This is a genomic window from Allobosea sp. 47.2.35, from assembly GCF_024655635.1.
Taxonomy (GTDB): Bacteria; Pseudomonadota; Alphaproteobacteria; order Rhizobiales; family Beijerinckiaceae; genus Allobosea.
In genome coordinates this window covers 18191-34164 of sequence record NZ_JANLGI010000001.1, presented here as the reverse complement: position 1 = coordinate 34164, position 15974 = coordinate 18191, and the positions used below count along the sequence as shown (strand labels likewise).

Sequence of the window (15974 nt, the reverse complement as noted above, 5' to 3'; positions counted from 1 at the left end):
CTAGCCGTCCTTGAGGCCTCCGGCGGAGAGGCCGGCGACGATCTGGCGCTGGGCGATGACGGTGACGAGGAGCACGGGCAGCGTCACCAGAAGCGCCGCCGCTGCCAGCGGCCCCCAGGAGATCTGCTCGAAGGTCAGAGAGTTGTAGACGGCCGAGGGCAGCGTCCGGCTCGCCTTGCCGCCGAGCACCACCGAGAAGATGAAATTGTTCCAGGAGAAGATGAAGGCGAGAATGCCGCCGACGACGATGCCGGGCTTGGCCAGCGGCAGCGCGACATGGCGGAAGGCCTGCCAGGTCGTGGCGCCGTCGATGCGCGAGGCATCCTCCAGCTCCATCGGCACGTTCTCGAAATACCCGATCATGATCCAGACGATGATCGGGATGGTGATGACGAGATGGGTGATGACCAGCGCCGTAATCGAGCCCACCAGTCCCGTGATCTGGAACAGCAGGAAGAGCGGGATCAGGTAGGACAGGGCCGGCGTCATCCGCGCGACCAGGATCAGCACCGCGAATTTATGCGCCTTGCCGCGCGCGATGCCGTAGCCGGCGGGCACGCCGACGATCAGCCCGAGCAGCACCGCCCCGCCCGTGACCAGGATCGAGTTCCAGAGATAGAGCCCGAAATTGTTCTGCGCGAAGACGTCGACATAGTTCTTCAGCGTCGGCGGGTTCGGGATGAAGACCGGCGGGAAGGCGGTGTTGTCGAGCTCGTTCTTGAGCGACAGCGAGATCATCCAGAGGAAGACCAGCACGGCCGGCGAGACCATCACGAAGACCGAGGCCCAGAAGCCGAGTTTCTTGAGCGTGCGGTTCATCACGCGTTCCACTTCGACTTCTGCCGGGCATAGAGCAGCAGCAGCGAGAGCATGATGATGATCACGAAGAAGATCACCACGACGGCCGAGGCATAGCCGATCTTGTAGAACTGGAAGGCCTGCAGATAGAGGAAGATGTTCAGCGTCTCCGACGCCGTGCCCGGCCCGCCCTGCGTGATCACGAAGATCGTGTCGAAGGCCTTCAGCGCATCGATGGTGCGGATCACGATCGCCACCATGATGAAGGGCCAGACCAGCGGCAGCGTGATGTGCCGGAACATGTGCCAGTCATTGGCGCCGTCGATCAGCGCGGACTCGTAGGGTTCTCGCGGCAAGCCGGCGAGACCGCCGAGCACGATCAGCATGACCAGCGGCGTCCAGTGCCAGACCTCGACCAGAACCAATGTCGGGATCACGGTCGATGGCTCGTAGACCCAGCCCGAGGGCCCGATGCCGAACAGCGACAGCAGGTAGTTCAGCACGCCGAGCTGCGGGTGGAACATCATCGTCCAGACCAGCGCCACCGCGACCGGCGTCGCCATCATCGGCATGACGAAGATCGTGCGCAGCAGGCCCCGGAACGGAAACTCGCGATGGAACACCAGCGCCGCCGCCGTGCCGAACACAATGGGGAGCACCACTGCAAGAATGGTGAAATAGGCCGTATGCCCCATCGACTCGATGAAGCGCTGGTCCTTCATCAGCTCGACGAAATTGCCGAGGCCGACGAACTCCACCCCGCCGCCAATCTTCCAATCCTGTCCGGACATGTAGAGCGTGAACAGCCAGGGGAAGACGATCACCGCCCCGATGACCAGCACCGCCGGGAGCGAGAACAGCCAGTAGCGCGGCGTGAAATCCGCCGAAGCCGAGGCGGCGCCTGCAGGCGCCGTGCTGGCGAGATCGGCTGGCAGGGACGTGCTGGTCATGCGGTCTGCTTCACTGGGAACCAATCGTCATGCTCGCCCTCGTGGCGAGCATCCACGTCTTGAGCACCTCGGCGATCCGAAAGACATGGATGGTCGGGACAAGCTCGACCATGACGCTTCCTGCTTTGAGTTGTCTTCAGCCCTGCTCGCTCTTGGCGAGCACCGGCGCGAAGGTCTCGGTCGCCTTCTTCAGCTCGGCGGCGACATCGGCCCCGCCGATCGCATTGGTCAGCGCCACCCCGAACACGTCGCGGAACTCGGTCACCGGCACGATCTGCGGCAACCCGGCCCGCGCGACCTTGGCCGAGGCCAGCAGGCAGTCGAAATACTGCTTGCCGAACTTCGACTGCGCGATCGTCTCGGTATCGAGATAGGCCGAGGAGCGGCCGGGCGCACCCGCGCCCGCCTTGAGCATGGCGATCTGGTTCTTCTTGTTGGTCATGAACTGCAGATAGAGCCAGGCCGCTTCCTTCTTGGAGGAGCCGCGCGAGATGCCCATGCCGTCGGCGAACATGCCGGCATGATGCGCCTTTGGCCCCGGCGGCGTCACGCCATAGCCGACCTTGCCGACGATGCGCGACTTGGTCGGGTCCTCCAGCGGCGTGGCGAAGCCGATGCCGTCGAGCCACATCGCGGCCCGCCCCTGCATGAAGGTGGTCTGGCATTCGTTCCAGTTGAAGCCGACCTGGCCGACCGGCCCTGTCTCCTTGTTGAGCTTGCGATAGAGATCGGCCGCCCAGATCGCCTCCGGCGTATCGGTCTGCAGCTTGCCGTCCGTCGAGGTCGTCTCCATGCCCTGCCCGAGCATCAGCGAGGTCCAGACCGGGACGTTCGCGTTCTTCAACCCGCGCGAGACAAAGCCGGCGACGCCCTTCGCGGGATCGTGCAGCTTCTGCGCGACGGTGAACATCTCGTCCATCGTCTTCGGATAGGCCACGCCCTTCGCGTCGAAGAGCTCCTTGTTGTAGTAGACCATCCAGTAATCGACGAAGAACGGAATCGTATCGAGCGACCCGTCGGCCTGCCGCGCATAGGCGACCGGGCCCGCGCCGAAATCGGCGAAGTCGAAATCCGGCGACGTCAGCGACGGGTTCTTGATGAAGGGCTCGAGGTTCTCGAACCATTTGCCCTTGGCCGCCATCCGCTTCTGCACATGCAGCGAGATGCCGCTGACATCGAAGCTCGGCTTGCCCGAGGCGAACTCGATCACCGCCTTCTGGCGCTGCTGCTGCTCCGGCACCTGCTCGGCCGAGACCTTGATGCCGGTGAGCTCGGTGAACTCCTTCTCCGCCGCCTGCATCAGGTCGGAGCGCGGGTTCTTCACCAGCAGCACGTCGATCGACTGGCCGGAGAATTTCTTCCAGTCGAACGCGCCTTGCGCCTGCGCCTTGCGCAGCACGAAGGGCGACGCGATCGCGGCGGCCCCGCCGGCCAGCAGGACACGGCGCGTCGGCTTGAGAATGCTATCGGTCATCGGCGTCCTCCCCAGGACTTGAACACGGCCCGTTTCAGGCCTTTGATGGCGCGCGGAACATGAGGCGACGACCGCCTCCCGCATCCGTGATCGGGCTGGACGCTAATCTCCTTTCGGCCCGGTTGCAAGCTAACATGTTGGCGTGCACATAGTATCGCCGCACCATCCCTCCCCGCCGCCGGATCCCCTGCGAGAGCCGCCCGTGACGAGCCCGCCCCGCATCGATTCCCACCAGCATTTCTGGCGGCTCTCCCGCGGCGACTATGGCTGGCTGACGCCGGTGCTGAAGCCGATCTACCGCGATTTCCAGCCCACCGATCTCGCCCCGCATCTCGCGCAGCACGACATCGCCTCGACCATCCTCGTCCAGGCCGCCGCGACCGAGGCCGAGACGCATCACCTGCTCGCCATCGCCGCTGCCACGCCCTTCGTCGCCGGCGTCGTCGGCTGGGCGGATTTCGAAGCGCCGGACGCCCCTGCCCGCATCGCAGCGCTTGCCGCCGATCCGCTGCTCGTGGGCTTGCGCCCCATGGCGCAGGACATCCCCGATCCCGGCTGGCTCGCGAAACCCGTCCTCGCCCCCGCCTTCGAAGCGCTCAAGCAACATGGCCTCGTCTTCGACGCGCTGGTGAAGCCGCCGCAGATCCCCGCCCTCCTCAAGCTGCTGGAGCGCGAGACGGAACTGCCCGTCGTCATCGACCACGGCGCCAAGCCCGACCTGACCGGCGCCGACCTCTCCGCCTGGCGCGGCGGCATCGCGGCGCTGGCCGCGCGGCCGAACACCACTTGCAAGCTCTCCGGCCTCGTCACCGAAGCCGGGCCCGGCTGGCGCGAGGCGACACTGGCGCCGGCGATAGCCCAGCTCCTCGCCTGTTTCGGACCGGAGCGCCTGCTCTGGGGCAGCGACTGGCCGGTCGCGACGCTAGCCTCCAGTTACGACCAGTGGCTCGCCGCCGCCGAGCGCCTGACAGCAACGCTCAACGCCTCCGAGCGCGCCGCAATCTTCGGCGGCAACGCCGCCCGCATCTACCTGACGAAGAGGGGCCGCCGCCCGTCATGCTGAAAAACCTCGACCCCGTCCTCTCCGCCGACCTGCTCTGGGTGCTCGCCGCGATGGGCCATGGCGACGACCTCGCGCTGGTCGATGCCAACCACCCGGCGCAGACCATCGCCAGCGCCACCACGAGCGGGCGCCTGATCCGCCTGCCCGGCCTGACGATGCAGCGCGCCGCCCGCGCCATCCTCTCAGTGCTGCCGATCGACGATTTCGAGCCCGAGCCTGTCAGGCGCATGGAAGTCGTCGGCGATGCCGCCGCGATCCCTGAGGTGCAGCGCGCCGTGCAGGCCGAGATCGATAGGGCGATCGGCCGCGCTGCGCCGCTCGCCGGCATCGAGCGCTTCGCCTTCTACGATCAGGCGCGGCGGGCCTTTGCCGTCGTGCAGGTCGGCGATCCCCGGCCCTATGGCTGCTTCCTGCTGCGCAAGGGCGTCATCGCCCGCGAGCCGGGCTGAAGCGCTCCTTCACGAACCTTTGGCGATGGCCTGCTTGAGGCGCGCGACGGCCTCTGCCGCGCCGGACCTGACGTTGACCTCCAGCGTCGGCGCCTCGCGCTCGATCATTTCGATCAGCGTCTCCGGCGTGATCTCGGCCCGCTGCTGGGTGAGCTTCAGCACGGCATTGGCGATGATGTTCGGCCAGAACGCCGCCCCGCCCTTGGCCAGCCCCTTGGCCTTGCGGCCCTCGAATTCCTGGGCGAGCTGTTCGGGGGTCTTGCGGGCCATGATGTCGTCACCTCCAAGCCATTCCAGCAAAACTGCGAAGCGGTTTTGCGTCCGGAATTGCGTCACAATAGAAAGCTGTAGCTTTGGAGGCGAACTCTGTTCGCCGTAAAAGCTGCAGCGGATTATGGCGCTGCCTATCACGAAATGCCGGCTTTTGCTGTGGCATCGAAATCTTCCGGAAAACGGATTCCCCTTTCCGGTCCGATGCACTAGCAGGGGCGGCGCCCGAGGCTTGAGCCGTGATGCGGCCGCCCGTTCAGGACCAGACCATGCCCCGCCTCGCCTTGCTCGCCGCGCTCGCCGGCCTCCTCCTCGCCGCGCCCGCCGCCGCCCGCATCACCGACCGGGAGCTGAGCTGCGCCGACTGGCTGAAATCCGGCGCCCATCGCAAGAGCGAGTACCCGGCCGCCGTCACGGCAAAGATCAGGGCCTTCTGCGCCAACAATCCGAAGATGAAGGCGATCGACGCCGAAATGACGATGACGGGGGATTGAGGGCACGCGATCCGCAACGCCTCTTTCCTTCTCCCGGATGGGAGAAGGTGGCGCGGAGCGCCGGATGAGGGTGTGCCCTATCCGCAGAAGGCTCAGCGGCACACGCTGCACTCAGGCGATCAGCGGCAGTCCCTCACCCCTGCCCCTCTCCCATCCGGGAGAGGGGTTCTGCGTCGCGCTTCCCGCGCACGCCAAAACCCCGCCCGCGCTTCCACGCAGCGGCTTCGATTGAGGGGCAGCGGAGCGCCGCGAGGCGCTTAGGGTTAGGGCCGCTTCCATTGAGCCAGGATGCGGCGCGGATGGATTGAGCCACCATCCGCACGCCCCGTGGCGCTCCGCTTGCCGGCGTTCTTTAGTCTCCGGGCCGCGCTTATACGGCAGGGCGTTTCGCTGACCTGCGGACCCGGACGCCAGTTCGGCAGAGACGCTTGCGCGATCTCCTTTGTCTCGTGCAGCGGATGATCCCGAAACGGGCCAAGCCGTTTTCGGTCCGCTGCCGGCCTTGTCGCGTCCTGGCCCCGCAGATGCGGTGCCGCCATGCCTTCCAGCGAGCTCCTCGCACAGGGATCGTAATGTCCCCAGGGCGGTGCCCCGAAGCCTCCCGGGAGTGGGTCGTAACCCCACCCGCAGGCGCCGCCCCCGCCCCGCCAACGGCATACCTCCGGATGGCTGCCCCTCGGGGACGAGGTGGAGTGAGGATAGGCACGGGGTGTGAGGGCGGGGATAAGTTTTTCGCGACGGCTGCAATGCCCACTATACCCCGCCCTCGGACGGGAAAGTGAAGGGCTTTGGGCCCGCCTCGAGCCGCAGCATTCCTGCCGCGCTTCAGCAATTAAACAAGGCCCTTTCGCGCCCCAGCCGCACTAAGTCCAGATATGAACCCACGCCGGTTAGATCTCTTCCTGCCGAACCCACGTTTAAGATAAACTCGGATTTACTCCGAATCGAGTTCGACCGAGAGCGCAACCGTGGAAAGCAAGCGTCTACCTAAAACGATCGAGTTCAATCGTCCGGCAAAGTACAAGGCCTTGAGGCGCTTGGGTGCTGGAGCATGCGGAGAAACGGTCCTCATTCACGATGAAAACATGGACTGCCACTTTGTGGCAAAGAAATACAGCCCCATTTTCCTGAAAGATGAATCACCTCAGGAATTTACCGAATTACTCGAAAGATTTAACGAAGAAGCACGAATTTTATTCAGGCTCAATCACCCAAATATAGTAAGAGTCTATAGCTATTATGATTATAAGGAAAGCTTCACAGCATATATTCTCATGGAATTTATAGATGGAGAGAATATTATAGAATTTTCTCGAACAAGACCAGATCTTCTCGGAGGGCTATTTGAAAAAATAATTGACGGATTCTGTCATCTTGAAATCAAAAACATACTCCATAGAGACATTCGGCCGCAAAATATTATTATCGAACGAGGCGGAAACCCCAAGATAATTGACTTTGGTTTTGGAAAAAACATCGACAATTTGAGCAATAATGCCGAAAAAAGCATATCCCTAAATTGGTGGTGTGACGTTCCACCAGAATTCTCAGATTCAATATATGATTTCCAAACAGAGATATACTTTGTTGGGAAACTTTTTGAAAAGATAATTATTGAAGAAAATCTTTCTGATTTTAAATACAAGAAAATGATTAAAACGATGACAGAACAGGATCGCAGTAAACGTTACAGCAAATTTTCTGACATCAAAAACGACATAACCACCGGCCAATTCGAGGACCTGTCCTTTTCGGAGAGCGAAAAACTCGTATATCGACGATTTTCTAGTGAATTATGCGCCGTAGTATCAACCCTAGACCCCTCTGAAACATTTGAAAGAGATCATAACGCTATTCTACAAGGGCTTATTTCTATATATCGGCAGTCTATGCTTGAAATATATATACCAAATCCAAATAAAATTGTCTCACAATTCACGAAATCATCATTCAGATACTGGAAGAATAATCAATTTAAGACTAAAACACTTCACGATTTTATAGAAGTAATCAAATCTATGCCTCCCGGCAAGCAAAGTATCATCCTAGATAATCTGATAACGAAACTGGATTCAATGGAGCGAACAAAACCAAGCAATTTGGACGATGATATTCCATTCTGATTCCTGAAATGTCAGATTCAAGCCGAAGCTTGCCCAATACCACCGACGCCTAGGCATTGGCACTCCCGCTTGACTCCCGCCCCCCAGCGGCTCTACCCCCATCGACGGGACACGCCCCCCCAACGGGGCGCGCCCATCTGTAAGGATGGAGACATCGATGGTGAATACCGTTCCGAACACGCGCCCGCGCGTGCCTAACTTCTCGTCCGGCCCCTGCGCCAAGCGCCCCGGCTGGGCCCTCAAGAACCTCTCCGACGCCCCGCTCGGCCGCTCGCACCGCGCCAAGATCGGCAAGGACAAGCTGAAAGCTGCGATCGACCTGACGCGCGAGGTGCTGCAGGTTCCCGCCGATTACCGCATCGGCATCGTGCCGGCCTCCGATACCGGCGCCGTCGAGATGGCGCTCTGGTCCCTGCTCGGCGCCCGCGGCGTCGACATGGTGAGCTGGGAGAGTTTTGGCGCCGGCTGGGTCACCGATGTCGTCAAGCAGCTCAAGCTCGCGGATGTCCGCACCTTCGACGCCCCCTATGGCGAATTGCCGAACCTCAAGAAGGTCGACACCAGGAACCGCGACGTCGTCTTCACCTGGAACGGCACCACCTCTGGCGTGCGCGTCGTCGACGCGAGCTGGATCGCCGATGATCGCGAGGGGCTGACCATCTGCGACGCCACCTCCGCCGCCTTCGCCCAGCGCCTCGACTGGCCGAAGCTCGATGTCGTCACCTTCTCCTGGCAGAAGGTGCTCGGCGGCGAGGCCGCGCATGGCATGATCGTGCTCTCGCCCCGCGCCGTCGCCCGGCTCGAAAGCTACAAGCCGGCCTGGCCGCTACCGAAGATCTTCCGCATGACCTCGGGCGGCAAGCTGATCGAGGGCATCTTCACCGGCGAGACCATCAACACGCCGTCCATGCTCGCGGTCGAGGACTATATCGACGCGCTGGAATGGGCCCGGAAGGTCGGCGGGCTCGACGGCCTGGTGAAGCGCGCCGACGGCAATGCCCGCGTCATCGCCAAGTTCGTGCGCGAGAACGACTGGATCGACTTCCTGGCCGTGAAGCCGAAGACGCGCTCCAACACATCAGTGTGCCTGAAGTTCACCGACCCGGCCGTGACGGCCCTGCCGGCGGACGCGCAGGCGGCCTTCGCCAAGCAGGTCGTCTCGATCATCGAGAAGGCCGGCGCCGGCTACGATCTCGGCCATTACCGCGACGCCCCTCCCGGCCTGCGCATCTGGTGCGGCGCGACCGTCCAGTCGCGCGACGTGAAGGCGCTGCTGCCCTGGATCGCCTATGCCTTCGCCGAGGCCAAGGCGGGACTGGGCAAGAAGGCGGCCTGAGGCGCTAAGCCCTGTCATTCCGGGGCGCGGGCGAAAGCCCGCGAACCCGGAACCCACGACCGGGCGAGCCCTTTCCACCGCCTCTTCCAGAACCGCAGCGTTGCACCCCGTCGTGGGTTCCGGGTTCGGCTTCGCCGCCCCGGAATGACAGGCGGGGCGCCCTCCCCCTTCTCAGCGCCAGATCGCTCCCTGTGCAGCGCGGCGCCAGCCGGAGCCTCCCATGCCCGCACCAAAAGTCCTGATTTCCGACGCCCTCTCCCCCGCCGCCGTCCAGATCTTTAGGGATCGCGGCATCGACGTGACCTTCGATCCGAACCTCGGCAAGGACAAGGACAAGCTGGCCGCGATCATCGGCGACTATGACGGCCTCGCCATCCGCTCGGCCACCAAGGCGACCGCCAAGCTGCTGGAGCAGGCGACGAACCTGAAGGTCATCGGCCGCGCCGGCATCGGCGTCGACAATGTCGAGATCCCCGCCGCGACCGCGCGCGGCGTGATCGTGATGAACACGCCCTTCGGCAACTCGATCACCACCGCCGAGCACGCCATCGCCATGATGTTCGCGCTCGCCCGCCAGATCCCCTCGGCCGATACCTCGACCCAGGCCGGGAAGTGGGAGAAGAACCGCTTCATGGGCGTCGAGATCACGGCCAAGACGCTCGGCCTGATCGGCGCCGGCAATATCGGCTCGATCGTCGCCGAGCGCGCCATCGGCCTGAAGATGCGCGTCATCGCCTATGACCCCTATCTCTCGCCGGAACGCGCGGTGGCGCTCGGCGTCGAGAAGGTCGAGCTCGAAGACCTGCTGAAGCGCGCCGACTTCATCACGCTGCACGTCCCGATGACCGAGAAGACCAAGAACATCCTCTCGGCCGAGAACCTCGCCAGGACCAAGAAGGGCGTGCGCATCATCAACTGCGCCCGCGGCGGACTCGTCGACGAGCAGGCACTGGCCGATCTGATCAAGTCCGGCCATGTCGCCGGCGCCGCCTTCGACGTGTTCTCGCAGGAGCCGGCCGAGACGAACCCGCTCTTCGGCCTCGATAACGTGGTCTGCACGCCGCATCTCGGCGCCTCCACCAACGAGGCGCAGGAGAATGTCGCCCTGCAGGTCGCCGAGCAGATGAGCGACTACCTGCTCAAGGGCGCGATCACCAACGCGGTCAACTTCCCCTCGATCACGGCGGAAGAAGCGCCGCGGGTGAAGCCCTTCGTCGATCTCGCCGAGAAGCTCGGCTCCTTCCTCGGCCAGCTCACGGAAGCGCCGGTCAAGGGCATCCGCATCGAGTACGAGGGCGCGGTCGCGAGCCTCAACCTCAAGGCGATCTCGGCCGCCGCGATCACCGGCGTGCTGCGTCCGTTCCTGCCCGAGATCAACATGGTCAACTCGGCCATGGTGGCGAAGGAGAAGGGCATCGTCGTCGAGGAACTGACCCGCGAGGTCGCCGGCAATCTCGAAAGCGTCATCCGCATCGTGGTCGAGGCCGAGGACATGCCGCGCCACGCCTCCGGCACGGTGTTCCAGGACGGCAAGCCGCGCATCGTCGAGATCCGCGACATCGCTGTCGACGCCGAGTTCGCGCCGCACATGCTCTATGTCCGCAACGCCGACAAGCCGGGCTTCATCGGCCAGTTCGGCTCGCTGCTCGGCCAGGCCGGCGTCAATGTCGCGACCTTCGCGCTCGGCCGCGACAAGCCGGGCGGCGACGCGATCTGCTACGTCTCGGTCGACGAGCCGATCTCGGACGAGTTGCTCGCCAAGATCCACGAGATCCCGATGGTCAAGCGCGCCCGGCGTCTGAAGTTCTGATCGTGCTCAACCCGCTGAAGGCTCTCGTCGCCGCGCCTGCCGGGGCGGCGGAGCCGATCCACTTCGAGGTCCGCCGCGATGAGGCGGCGGGCCTCTGGTACGCGATGGACGTGGGCGAGCTCGGAATCGTCACCGAGGCCGAGACGCTGGATGCGCTGCGCGAGCGATTGACCCGGCTCCTGCCGGAATGCTTCGGCATCGAGGGCTGCCCGGTCGAGCTGTCGCTCTGCGATGCGGAGAATGGCGAGCCGGCCTGAGTGCCGCCGCAACCTTGCCGCAATATCACGGCCCTGTGATCGCTCCATCGCAGAGGACCGCCCATGCCTGCCCTTGCCCGCCTCGCCGCCGTTGCCCTCGCCTGCCTGACGGCCGCTCCAGCCCTCGCCGACTGGGACCGCGACAAGCTCGACAAGGCGATCGAGGGCATCGAGCAAGCCTCGAAGGGCCGGCTCGGCGTCGCGCTTATGGACCTGCGCGACCGCAAGCTCTGGTCGCATCGCGGCTCCGAGACCTTCCCGATGCAGAGCGTCTTCAAGCTGCCGCTGGCGGTCGCGGTGCTGCAGCAGGTCGAGGCGGGGAAGTTCAAGCTCGACCAGCCGATCACCGTCACCCGCAAGGATTTCTCGCTGTTCCACAGCCCGCTCGCCAAGAATTTCAAGGGCGAGCGCAACGATTATCCGCTGCGCGAATTGATCCGGCTTGCGGCCGGCGAGAGCGACAACACCGCCGCCGACCTGCTGATGCGCGAGATCGGCGGCCCGCAGGTGATCACGAAGATGCTGCGCGACGGCGGCGTCCAGGGCATGTCGGTCGACCGCTACGAGCGCCTGTTCCAGCCGGAGATCTACGGGCTCAAGGGCTTCAGCTGGGATGACACGGTGGACGAGAAGGCCTTCCGCGCCGAGCTCAAGGCGATGCGCCCGCGCCTGCGCATCGCCGCCCTGTCGAATGCTCTGAAGGACAAGCGCGACGCCTCGACCCCGGAAGCGAGCGCGCAGTTCCTTGAGGCCTTCGCGAGGGGCAACTGGCTGCGCGACCCCGCCCACACCGCCTTCATCGAGAAGATCGTCGCGGAGTCCAAGGTCGGCACCGACCGGCTCAAGGCCGGCCTGCCGGCGGGCACGCGCTTCGCCCATCGCACCGGACTTGGCCTGACCACGGACGGCATCAACCACGCCACCAACGATATCGGCGTCGCGACCCTGCCGGATGGCCGCCGCTTCGTCATCGTGACCTATCTCGCCGGCTCCCGCGCCGATGCCGACGAGCGCTCGGCGGCTTTAGCGGATGTGGCGCGGCTGGCCGTCTCGGCGCTGCGCTGAAAAGCGCTACGGGCTTATACTTTATCTCCTCTTGCGCCTGAGATGGCCGTCTCCCAGTCTGGCTTCGTGGGGGACCAGACATGGGCAGCTCGGCTTTCAGAGGGGGCCTCTCGCCGCTGCCGTTGTTCACGGACGACAGCCTCAACGACAATGCCCTCGTCGGCATGTGGTATTGGGACGTGCTGAACGACCGGCTCTATGCCGATGCGCGCATGGCAACGCTTTTCAAGGTCGATCCGCTGGAGGCGATGCGCGGCACACGATGCGACGCCTATGTCGACGGTATCCATCCCGACGATCGGGAAGACGTGGCGCGAGAGATCGAGCGCTGCGTCACCGCAGCTATCGATTTCCATTGCGAGTACCGCATCGTCGCTGCCGCTGGAGAGCGGCTGATCTCTGCCTTCGCCCGGTGCCATCGCACGGAAAAGGGCAGCGCCGGGCACTATGTCGGGGTGGCCTTCGACATCACGAAGCAGCGCAGCGCAGAGGCGACGACGCCGACATCGCGCGTCGCCGACCACGTCCTGCAGGCCTACAGCATCGCCAGGCAGATCACCGACGAGGAGCTCAAGCGCAAGCTCAAGGATGTGCTGATGCGGCTCGGCATGAATCTCGCGGCCGAGGTCAAAGAACGACCGATCTGACTACCGCCCCAGCCGCTCGGCGATGAAGATGCCGCCAAGCACCAGCGCCAGCGCCAGCGCGTGATAGAGCCCGAAGGGCTCGCCGATGATCAGCACGGCCAGGATCGGCGCGAAGACCGGCACGAGATTGACGAAGACGCCGGCCCGGCCGGGACCGATCAGCTCGATCGCGCGCATGAAGGAGAGCTGCGAGACGATCGACGGGAAGATCACCGTGAAGGCGAGGATCAACCAGCCCTGCGGCGTCGGCATATAGGAGCGGCCGAGCGCGATCTCGGTCGCGAGAAGCGGCAGCGAGGCCAGGCAGGCGAAGCAGGCCATCGCCGTGAAGAAGACGAGGCCCGGCACGGCCGGCCGCTTGCGCACGCCGACGGTGAAGCCGGCATAGAGCACGCAGGCCACGATCATCAGCAGGTCGCCCGGCACGAAGCGGAATGCCATGAGGATATGGATGTCACCCCGGCTCGCGGTGACGGCGACGCCGAGCAGCGTAACCGCGACACCGATCGCCTGCATCGGGGTGATCCTCGTGCGGAACACCAGGAAAGCGCCCATCAGCACGAAGACAGGGATCGCACCCTGCAAGATGCCGATATTGATCGCGCTGGTCGAATAGGCCGCGAGATACATCAGCGTATTGAATGTGGTGAAGCCGAGCGTGCCGAGCACGGCGATGAGCCGCCAATGCGCCCGCAGCACCGGCCAATGCTCTCGCAACTGGTCGCGCAGCAGCAGGGGCATGATCGCGCAGACCGCCACCCAGCGCAGCGAGGTCAGCATCATCGGCGAGATGTTGCCGACAGCGAGCCGGCTCGCCACGGCGTTGCAGCCCCACATCAGGGTGGTCAACACCATCAGCAGGTAGGCATTGCCCCAGGCGCGTTGCAGCCAGGTCTGGGTAGGGTGCACGTTTCCGCCCTGTTGCGAGAAAGGGCTCATGCAATACCCTTGCGTGTACCCGGCTCATATGAGATCGGGCGCACACCTGCCCGTCGCCCTGCGCATCCCTGCGGAACGTCCCGATGATCAAAACCAGCGCCCGCCCGCTCCGCCTGCTCTTCGTCGACGGCAATATGCGCGACACCCGCGAAGGGCTGCGCCAGTCCTACGGCATGGCCTATGGCGAGGCCTATGCCGCCGAGATCGCGGCCTTCGAGCCGGGCATCGTCTCCGACATCTGCCTGCCGGCCGACGAGGGCGCGAACCTGCCCGACGGCGAGGGGCTTGAATCCTATGACGGCATCTTCCTGACCGGCTCGGCCCTGCACATCTACGACACCGCCCCGCCGGTGACGCGCCAGATCGACCTGATGCGCGCGATCTATGCCAGCGGCACGCCCTGCTTCGGCTCCTGCTGGGGCATCCAGGTCGGTTCGGTCGCGGCCGGCGGCACCGTCACCGCCAATCCGAAGGGCCGCGAGACCGGCTTCGCCCGCCGGATCACGCCGACCGAGGCCGGCCGCAACCACGCCTTGCTCGCCAGCCGCCCGGCCGCCTTCGACGCCCCGGCGATCCATCTCGACACCATCGCCCTGCCGGCGCATGGCACGACGATCCTCGCCTCCAACGCCTATAGCCAGGTCCAGGCGGCCGAGATCAAGCATAATGGCGGCACCTTCTGGGGCGTGCAGTACCATCCCGAATTCTCGCTGAAGCAGATCGTCGCGATCCTCGACCGCCGCGTGCCCCTCATGATCAAGGAGGGCTTCCGCAAGGACGAGGCTTCCGCGAAAGCCTGGCTCGACGACATGCTGACGCTCGATGCCGAGCCCGACCGGCAGGACCTTGCCTGGGCGCATGGCCTCGACCGCGAGGTGCTCGACACCGAGCGCCGCGTCACCGAACTGCGCAACTTCATGGAACATCGCGTCAAGCCGCATGCCAGCACGCGCGGACGCGCCTGATCCCCACAGCATTGCCATTATGCCAGGCGATCGCTAGATCAGCACCCGCGAGGCCACGACCTCCCCCAACCTGGGACATGTGCCGGGACGACCCGGCGACCATGGGGGGACCCGCTATGGCGTGGCTCTATCTGTTTTCCGCCGGCATTCTCGAGATCGTCTGGGCCTTCACCATGAAGCAGTCGGACGGTTTCACGCGGCCGATGCCGACGGCGATCACCATCGTCACGATGATCGGCAGCTTCGCCCTGCTCTCGCTGGCGATGCGCTCGCTGCCGCTTGGCACGGCCTACACGATCTGGACGGGTATCGGCGCGGTCGGCGCCTTCCTCGTCGGCGTCACCGCGCTCGGCGAATCGTTGACGCCGATGCGCATCGCCGCCGCGACGCTGATCGTCTCCGGCCTCGTCATGATGAAGCTCTCGGCGAGCTGATAGCCGGACTTGCCAAAGCGGCCTGCTGCTTCTAGGCAGGCCGGGCCTCGGGACGACCCGCGGCCTTCGCACTTCACAGGGGACGGCCCCACGACGCGGAACGCTCCGCGCCGTCGCGCAACCCCGTGAGCGGAGGCCTTCGTCGTGGCCAATCCCAGCGACCAGTTCATCGTCAAGACTCTCATTCCGTTCCGTGTCGTCGGGCTCGATCTCGGCTTCACCAACGCTGCCCTGATGATGGTGCTCGCCACCGCCGCGATCGGCGGCGGGCTGATCCTCGCGACGCGCTCGCGCGCGATCGTCCCCGGCCGCACGCAGGCCTTGGCCGAGATGCTCTATGAATTCGTGGCGAAGACCTTGACCGACGCGACCGGGCGCGAGGGCCTGCGCTTCCTGCCGCTGATCTTCTCGCTCTTCCTGTTCGTGCTGGTGCTCAACCTGTTCGGCATGGTGCCCGGCGCCTTCACCGTCACCAGCCATATCGTCGTGACCTTCGCACTCGCCATGCTGGTGATGGCAACGGTCATCGGCTTCGGGGTGCTGCGTCATGGCTTCGGCTTCCTCAGGCTTTTCGTGCCGTCCGACGTGCCGAAATGGCTCCTGCCCTTCATCACGCTGATCGAGATCGTCTCCTTCCTGTCGCGTCCGATCTCGCTGAGCCTGCGCCTCTTCGCCAACCTGCTCGGCGGGCATATCGCGCTCAAGGTCTTCGGCAGCTTCGTCGCGGCGCTGCTTGCGGCGGGTATGAGCTATTCCCTGCTCGCGCCGCTGCCACTGCTGATGACGGTCGCGCTCACCGCCTTCGAGTTCATGGTCGCGGTGCTCCAGGCCTATGTCTTCACCGTGCTGGCCTGCATCTATCTGAACGACGCGCTGCACCCCGGCCATTGAACGGCGGGG

Annotated in this window: 17 protein-coding genes; 12 read left to right on the top strand and 5 right to left on the bottom strand. The window is 64.4% G+C overall.

Annotated features, from left to right (window positions below):
- The 3 genes from NUV79_RS00170 to NUV79_RS00160 all read right to left on the bottom strand — a co-directional run bounded on the left by NUV79_RS00170 (window position 1) and on the right by NUV79_RS00160 (window position 3222).
- Entirely contained in the window at window positions 1-819 is an 819-nt protein-coding gene (locus NUV79_RS00170) for a carbohydrate ABC transporter permease (RefSeq protein ID WP_257731067.1), read from the bottom strand.
- A complete protein-coding gene (locus tag NUV79_RS00165; RefSeq protein ID WP_257731066.1) occupies window positions 819-1748 on the bottom strand; it encodes a carbohydrate ABC transporter permease in 930 nt (309 codons plus the stop codon). Before NUV79_RS00165 ends, NUV79_RS00170 begins: the two co-directional genes overlap by 1 nt.
- A gap of 136 nt (window positions 1749-1884) precedes the next feature.
- Entirely contained in the window at window positions 1885-3222 is a 1338-nt protein-coding gene (locus NUV79_RS00160; RefSeq protein WP_257731065.1) for an ABC transporter substrate-binding protein, read from the bottom strand.
- Window positions 3223-3424: 202 nt separating this feature from the next.
- Between NUV79_RS00160 and NUV79_RS00155 the strand changes: the two genes are divergently transcribed.
- Both NUV79_RS00155 and NUV79_RS00150 read left to right on the top strand, forming a co-directional pair.
- A complete protein-coding gene (locus tag NUV79_RS00155) occupies window positions 3425-4285 on the top strand; it encodes an amidohydrolase family protein (RefSeq protein WP_257731064.1) in 861 nt (286 codons plus the stop codon).
- Window positions 4279-4734 (top strand): RbsD/FucU family protein, encoded by a 456-nt coding sequence (locus NUV79_RS00150; RefSeq protein WP_257731063.1) that lies wholly within the window; start codon window positions 4279-4281, stop codon window positions 4732-4734. The genes NUV79_RS00155 and NUV79_RS00150 overlap by 7 nt, the downstream gene beginning before the upstream one ends.
- A 9-nt stretch (window positions 4735-4743) precedes the next feature.
- On the opposite strand, the gene NUV79_RS00145 is transcribed toward NUV79_RS00150, so the two are convergent.
- On the bottom strand, window positions 4744-5004 hold the full coding sequence (locus NUV79_RS00145; protein ID WP_257731062.1) for a hypothetical protein: 261 nt from the start codon (window positions 5002-5004) through the stop codon (window positions 4744-4746).
- A gap of 269 nt (window positions 5005-5273) precedes the next feature.
- Between NUV79_RS00145 and NUV79_RS00140 the strand changes: the two genes are divergently transcribed.
- The 7 genes from NUV79_RS00140 (at window position 5274) to NUV79_RS00110 (ending at window position 12736) form a co-directional block, all read left to right on the top strand.
- A complete protein-coding gene (locus tag NUV79_RS00140) occupies window positions 5274-5498 on the top strand; it encodes a hypothetical protein (RefSeq protein ID WP_257731061.1) in 225 nt (74 codons plus the stop codon).
- 968 nt (window positions 5499-6466) lie between these two features.
- Window positions 6467-7621, top strand: a complete 1155-nt coding sequence (locus NUV79_RS00135) for a protein kinase domain-containing protein (RefSeq protein ID WP_257731060.1) — start codon at window positions 6467-6469, stop codon at window positions 7619-7621.
- Window positions 7622-7778: 157 nt separating this feature from the next.
- Window positions 7779-8957: a phosphoserine transaminase gene (locus tag NUV79_RS00130; protein ID WP_257731059.1), complete on the top strand. Its 1179-nt coding sequence runs from the start codon at window positions 7779-7781 to the stop codon at window positions 8955-8957.
- Between the two features lie 220 nt (window positions 8958-9177).
- On the top strand, window positions 9178-10767 hold the full coding sequence (serA, locus tag NUV79_RS00125; RefSeq protein WP_257731058.1) for a phosphoglycerate dehydrogenase: 1590 nt from the start codon (window positions 9178-9180) through the stop codon (window positions 10765-10767).
- A 2-nt stretch (window positions 10768-10769) separates the two neighbouring features.
- A complete protein-coding gene (locus NUV79_RS00120) occupies window positions 10770-11024 on the top strand; it encodes a DUF1902 domain-containing protein (RefSeq protein ID WP_257731057.1) in 255 nt (84 codons plus the stop codon).
- Window positions 11025-11087: 63 nt separating this feature from the next.
- Window positions 11088-12089: a class A beta-lactamase gene (gene bla / locus NUV79_RS00115; protein WP_257731056.1), complete on the top strand. Its 1002-nt coding sequence runs from the start codon at window positions 11088-11090 to the stop codon at window positions 12087-12089.
- Between the two features lie 80 nt (window positions 12090-12169).
- On the top strand, window positions 12170-12736 hold the full coding sequence (locus NUV79_RS00110) for a PAS domain-containing protein (RefSeq protein ID WP_257731055.1): 567 nt from the start codon (window positions 12170-12172) through the stop codon (window positions 12734-12736).
- Here NUV79_RS00110 and NUV79_RS00105 read toward each other — a convergent pair whose 3' ends face one another.
- A complete protein-coding gene (locus NUV79_RS00105) occupies window positions 12737-13645 on the bottom strand; it encodes a DMT family transporter (RefSeq protein WP_257731054.1) in 909 nt (302 codons plus the stop codon).
- 113 nt (window positions 13646-13758) lie between these two features.
- On the opposite strand from NUV79_RS00105, the gene NUV79_RS00100 reads away from it, so the two are divergent.
- From NUV79_RS00100 to NUV79_RS00090, 3 genes are all read left to right on the top strand, one after another.
- Complete coding sequence (locus NUV79_RS00100) at window positions 13759-14640, top strand: type 1 glutamine amidotransferase (protein ID WP_257731053.1); 882 nt, start codon at window positions 13759-13761, stop codon at window positions 14638-14640.
- 116 nt (window positions 14641-14756) lie between these two features.
- On the top strand, window positions 14757-15074 hold the full coding sequence (locus NUV79_RS00095; protein ID WP_257731052.1) for a DMT family transporter: 318 nt from the start codon (window positions 14757-14759) through the stop codon (window positions 15072-15074).
- A gap of 144 nt (window positions 15075-15218) precedes the next feature.
- On the top strand, window positions 15219-15965 hold the full coding sequence (locus NUV79_RS00090) for a F0F1 ATP synthase subunit A (RefSeq protein WP_257731051.1): 747 nt from the start codon (window positions 15219-15221) through the stop codon (window positions 15963-15965).
- Window positions 15966-15974 lie beyond the last annotated feature (9 nt).

Bases quoted from the DNA above. Each gene is read 5' to 3' on its own strand.
- NUV79_RS00170 (WP_257731067.1), bottom strand. From the start codon at position 819: ATGAACCGCACGCTCAAGAAACTCGGCTTCTGGGCCTCGGTCTTCGTG.
- NUV79_RS00165 (WP_257731066.1), bottom strand. From the start codon at position 1,748: ATGACCAGCACGTCCCTGCCAGCCGATCTCGCCAGCACGGCGCCTGCA.
- NUV79_RS00160 (WP_257731065.1), bottom strand. From the start codon at position 3,222: ATGACCGATAGCATTCTCAAGCCGACGCGCCGTGTCCTGCTGGCCGGC.
- NUV79_RS00150 (WP_257731063.1), top strand. From the start codon at position 4,279: ATGCTGAAAAACCTCGACCCCGTCCTCTCCGCCGACCTGCTCTGGGTG.
- NUV79_RS00145 (WP_257731062.1), bottom strand. From the start codon at position 5,004: ATGGCCCGCAAGACCCCCGAACAGCTCGCCCAGGAATTCGAGGGCCGC.
- NUV79_RS00140 (WP_257731061.1), top strand. From the start codon at position 5,274: ATGCCCCGCCTCGCCTTGCTCGCCGCGCTCGCCGGCCTCCTCCTCGCC.
- NUV79_RS00130 (WP_257731059.1), top strand. From the start codon at position 7,779: ATGGTGAATACCGTTCCGAACACGCGCCCGCGCGTGCCTAACTTCTCG.
- serA (WP_257731058.1), top strand. From the start codon at position 9,178: ATGCCCGCACCAAAAGTCCTGATTTCCGACGCCCTCTCCCCCGCCGCC.
- bla (WP_257731056.1), top strand. From the start codon at position 11,088: ATGCCTGCCCTTGCCCGCCTCGCCGCCGTTGCCCTCGCCTGCCTGACG.
- NUV79_RS00110 (WP_257731055.1), top strand. From the start codon at position 12,170: ATGGGCAGCTCGGCTTTCAGAGGGGGCCTCTCGCCGCTGCCGTTGTTC.
- NUV79_RS00100 (WP_257731053.1), top strand. From the start codon at position 13,759: ATGATCAAAACCAGCGCCCGCCCGCTCCGCCTGCTCTTCGTCGACGGC.
- NUV79_RS00095 (WP_257731052.1), top strand. From the start codon at position 14,757: ATGGCGTGGCTCTATCTGTTTTCCGCCGGCATTCTCGAGATCGTCTGG.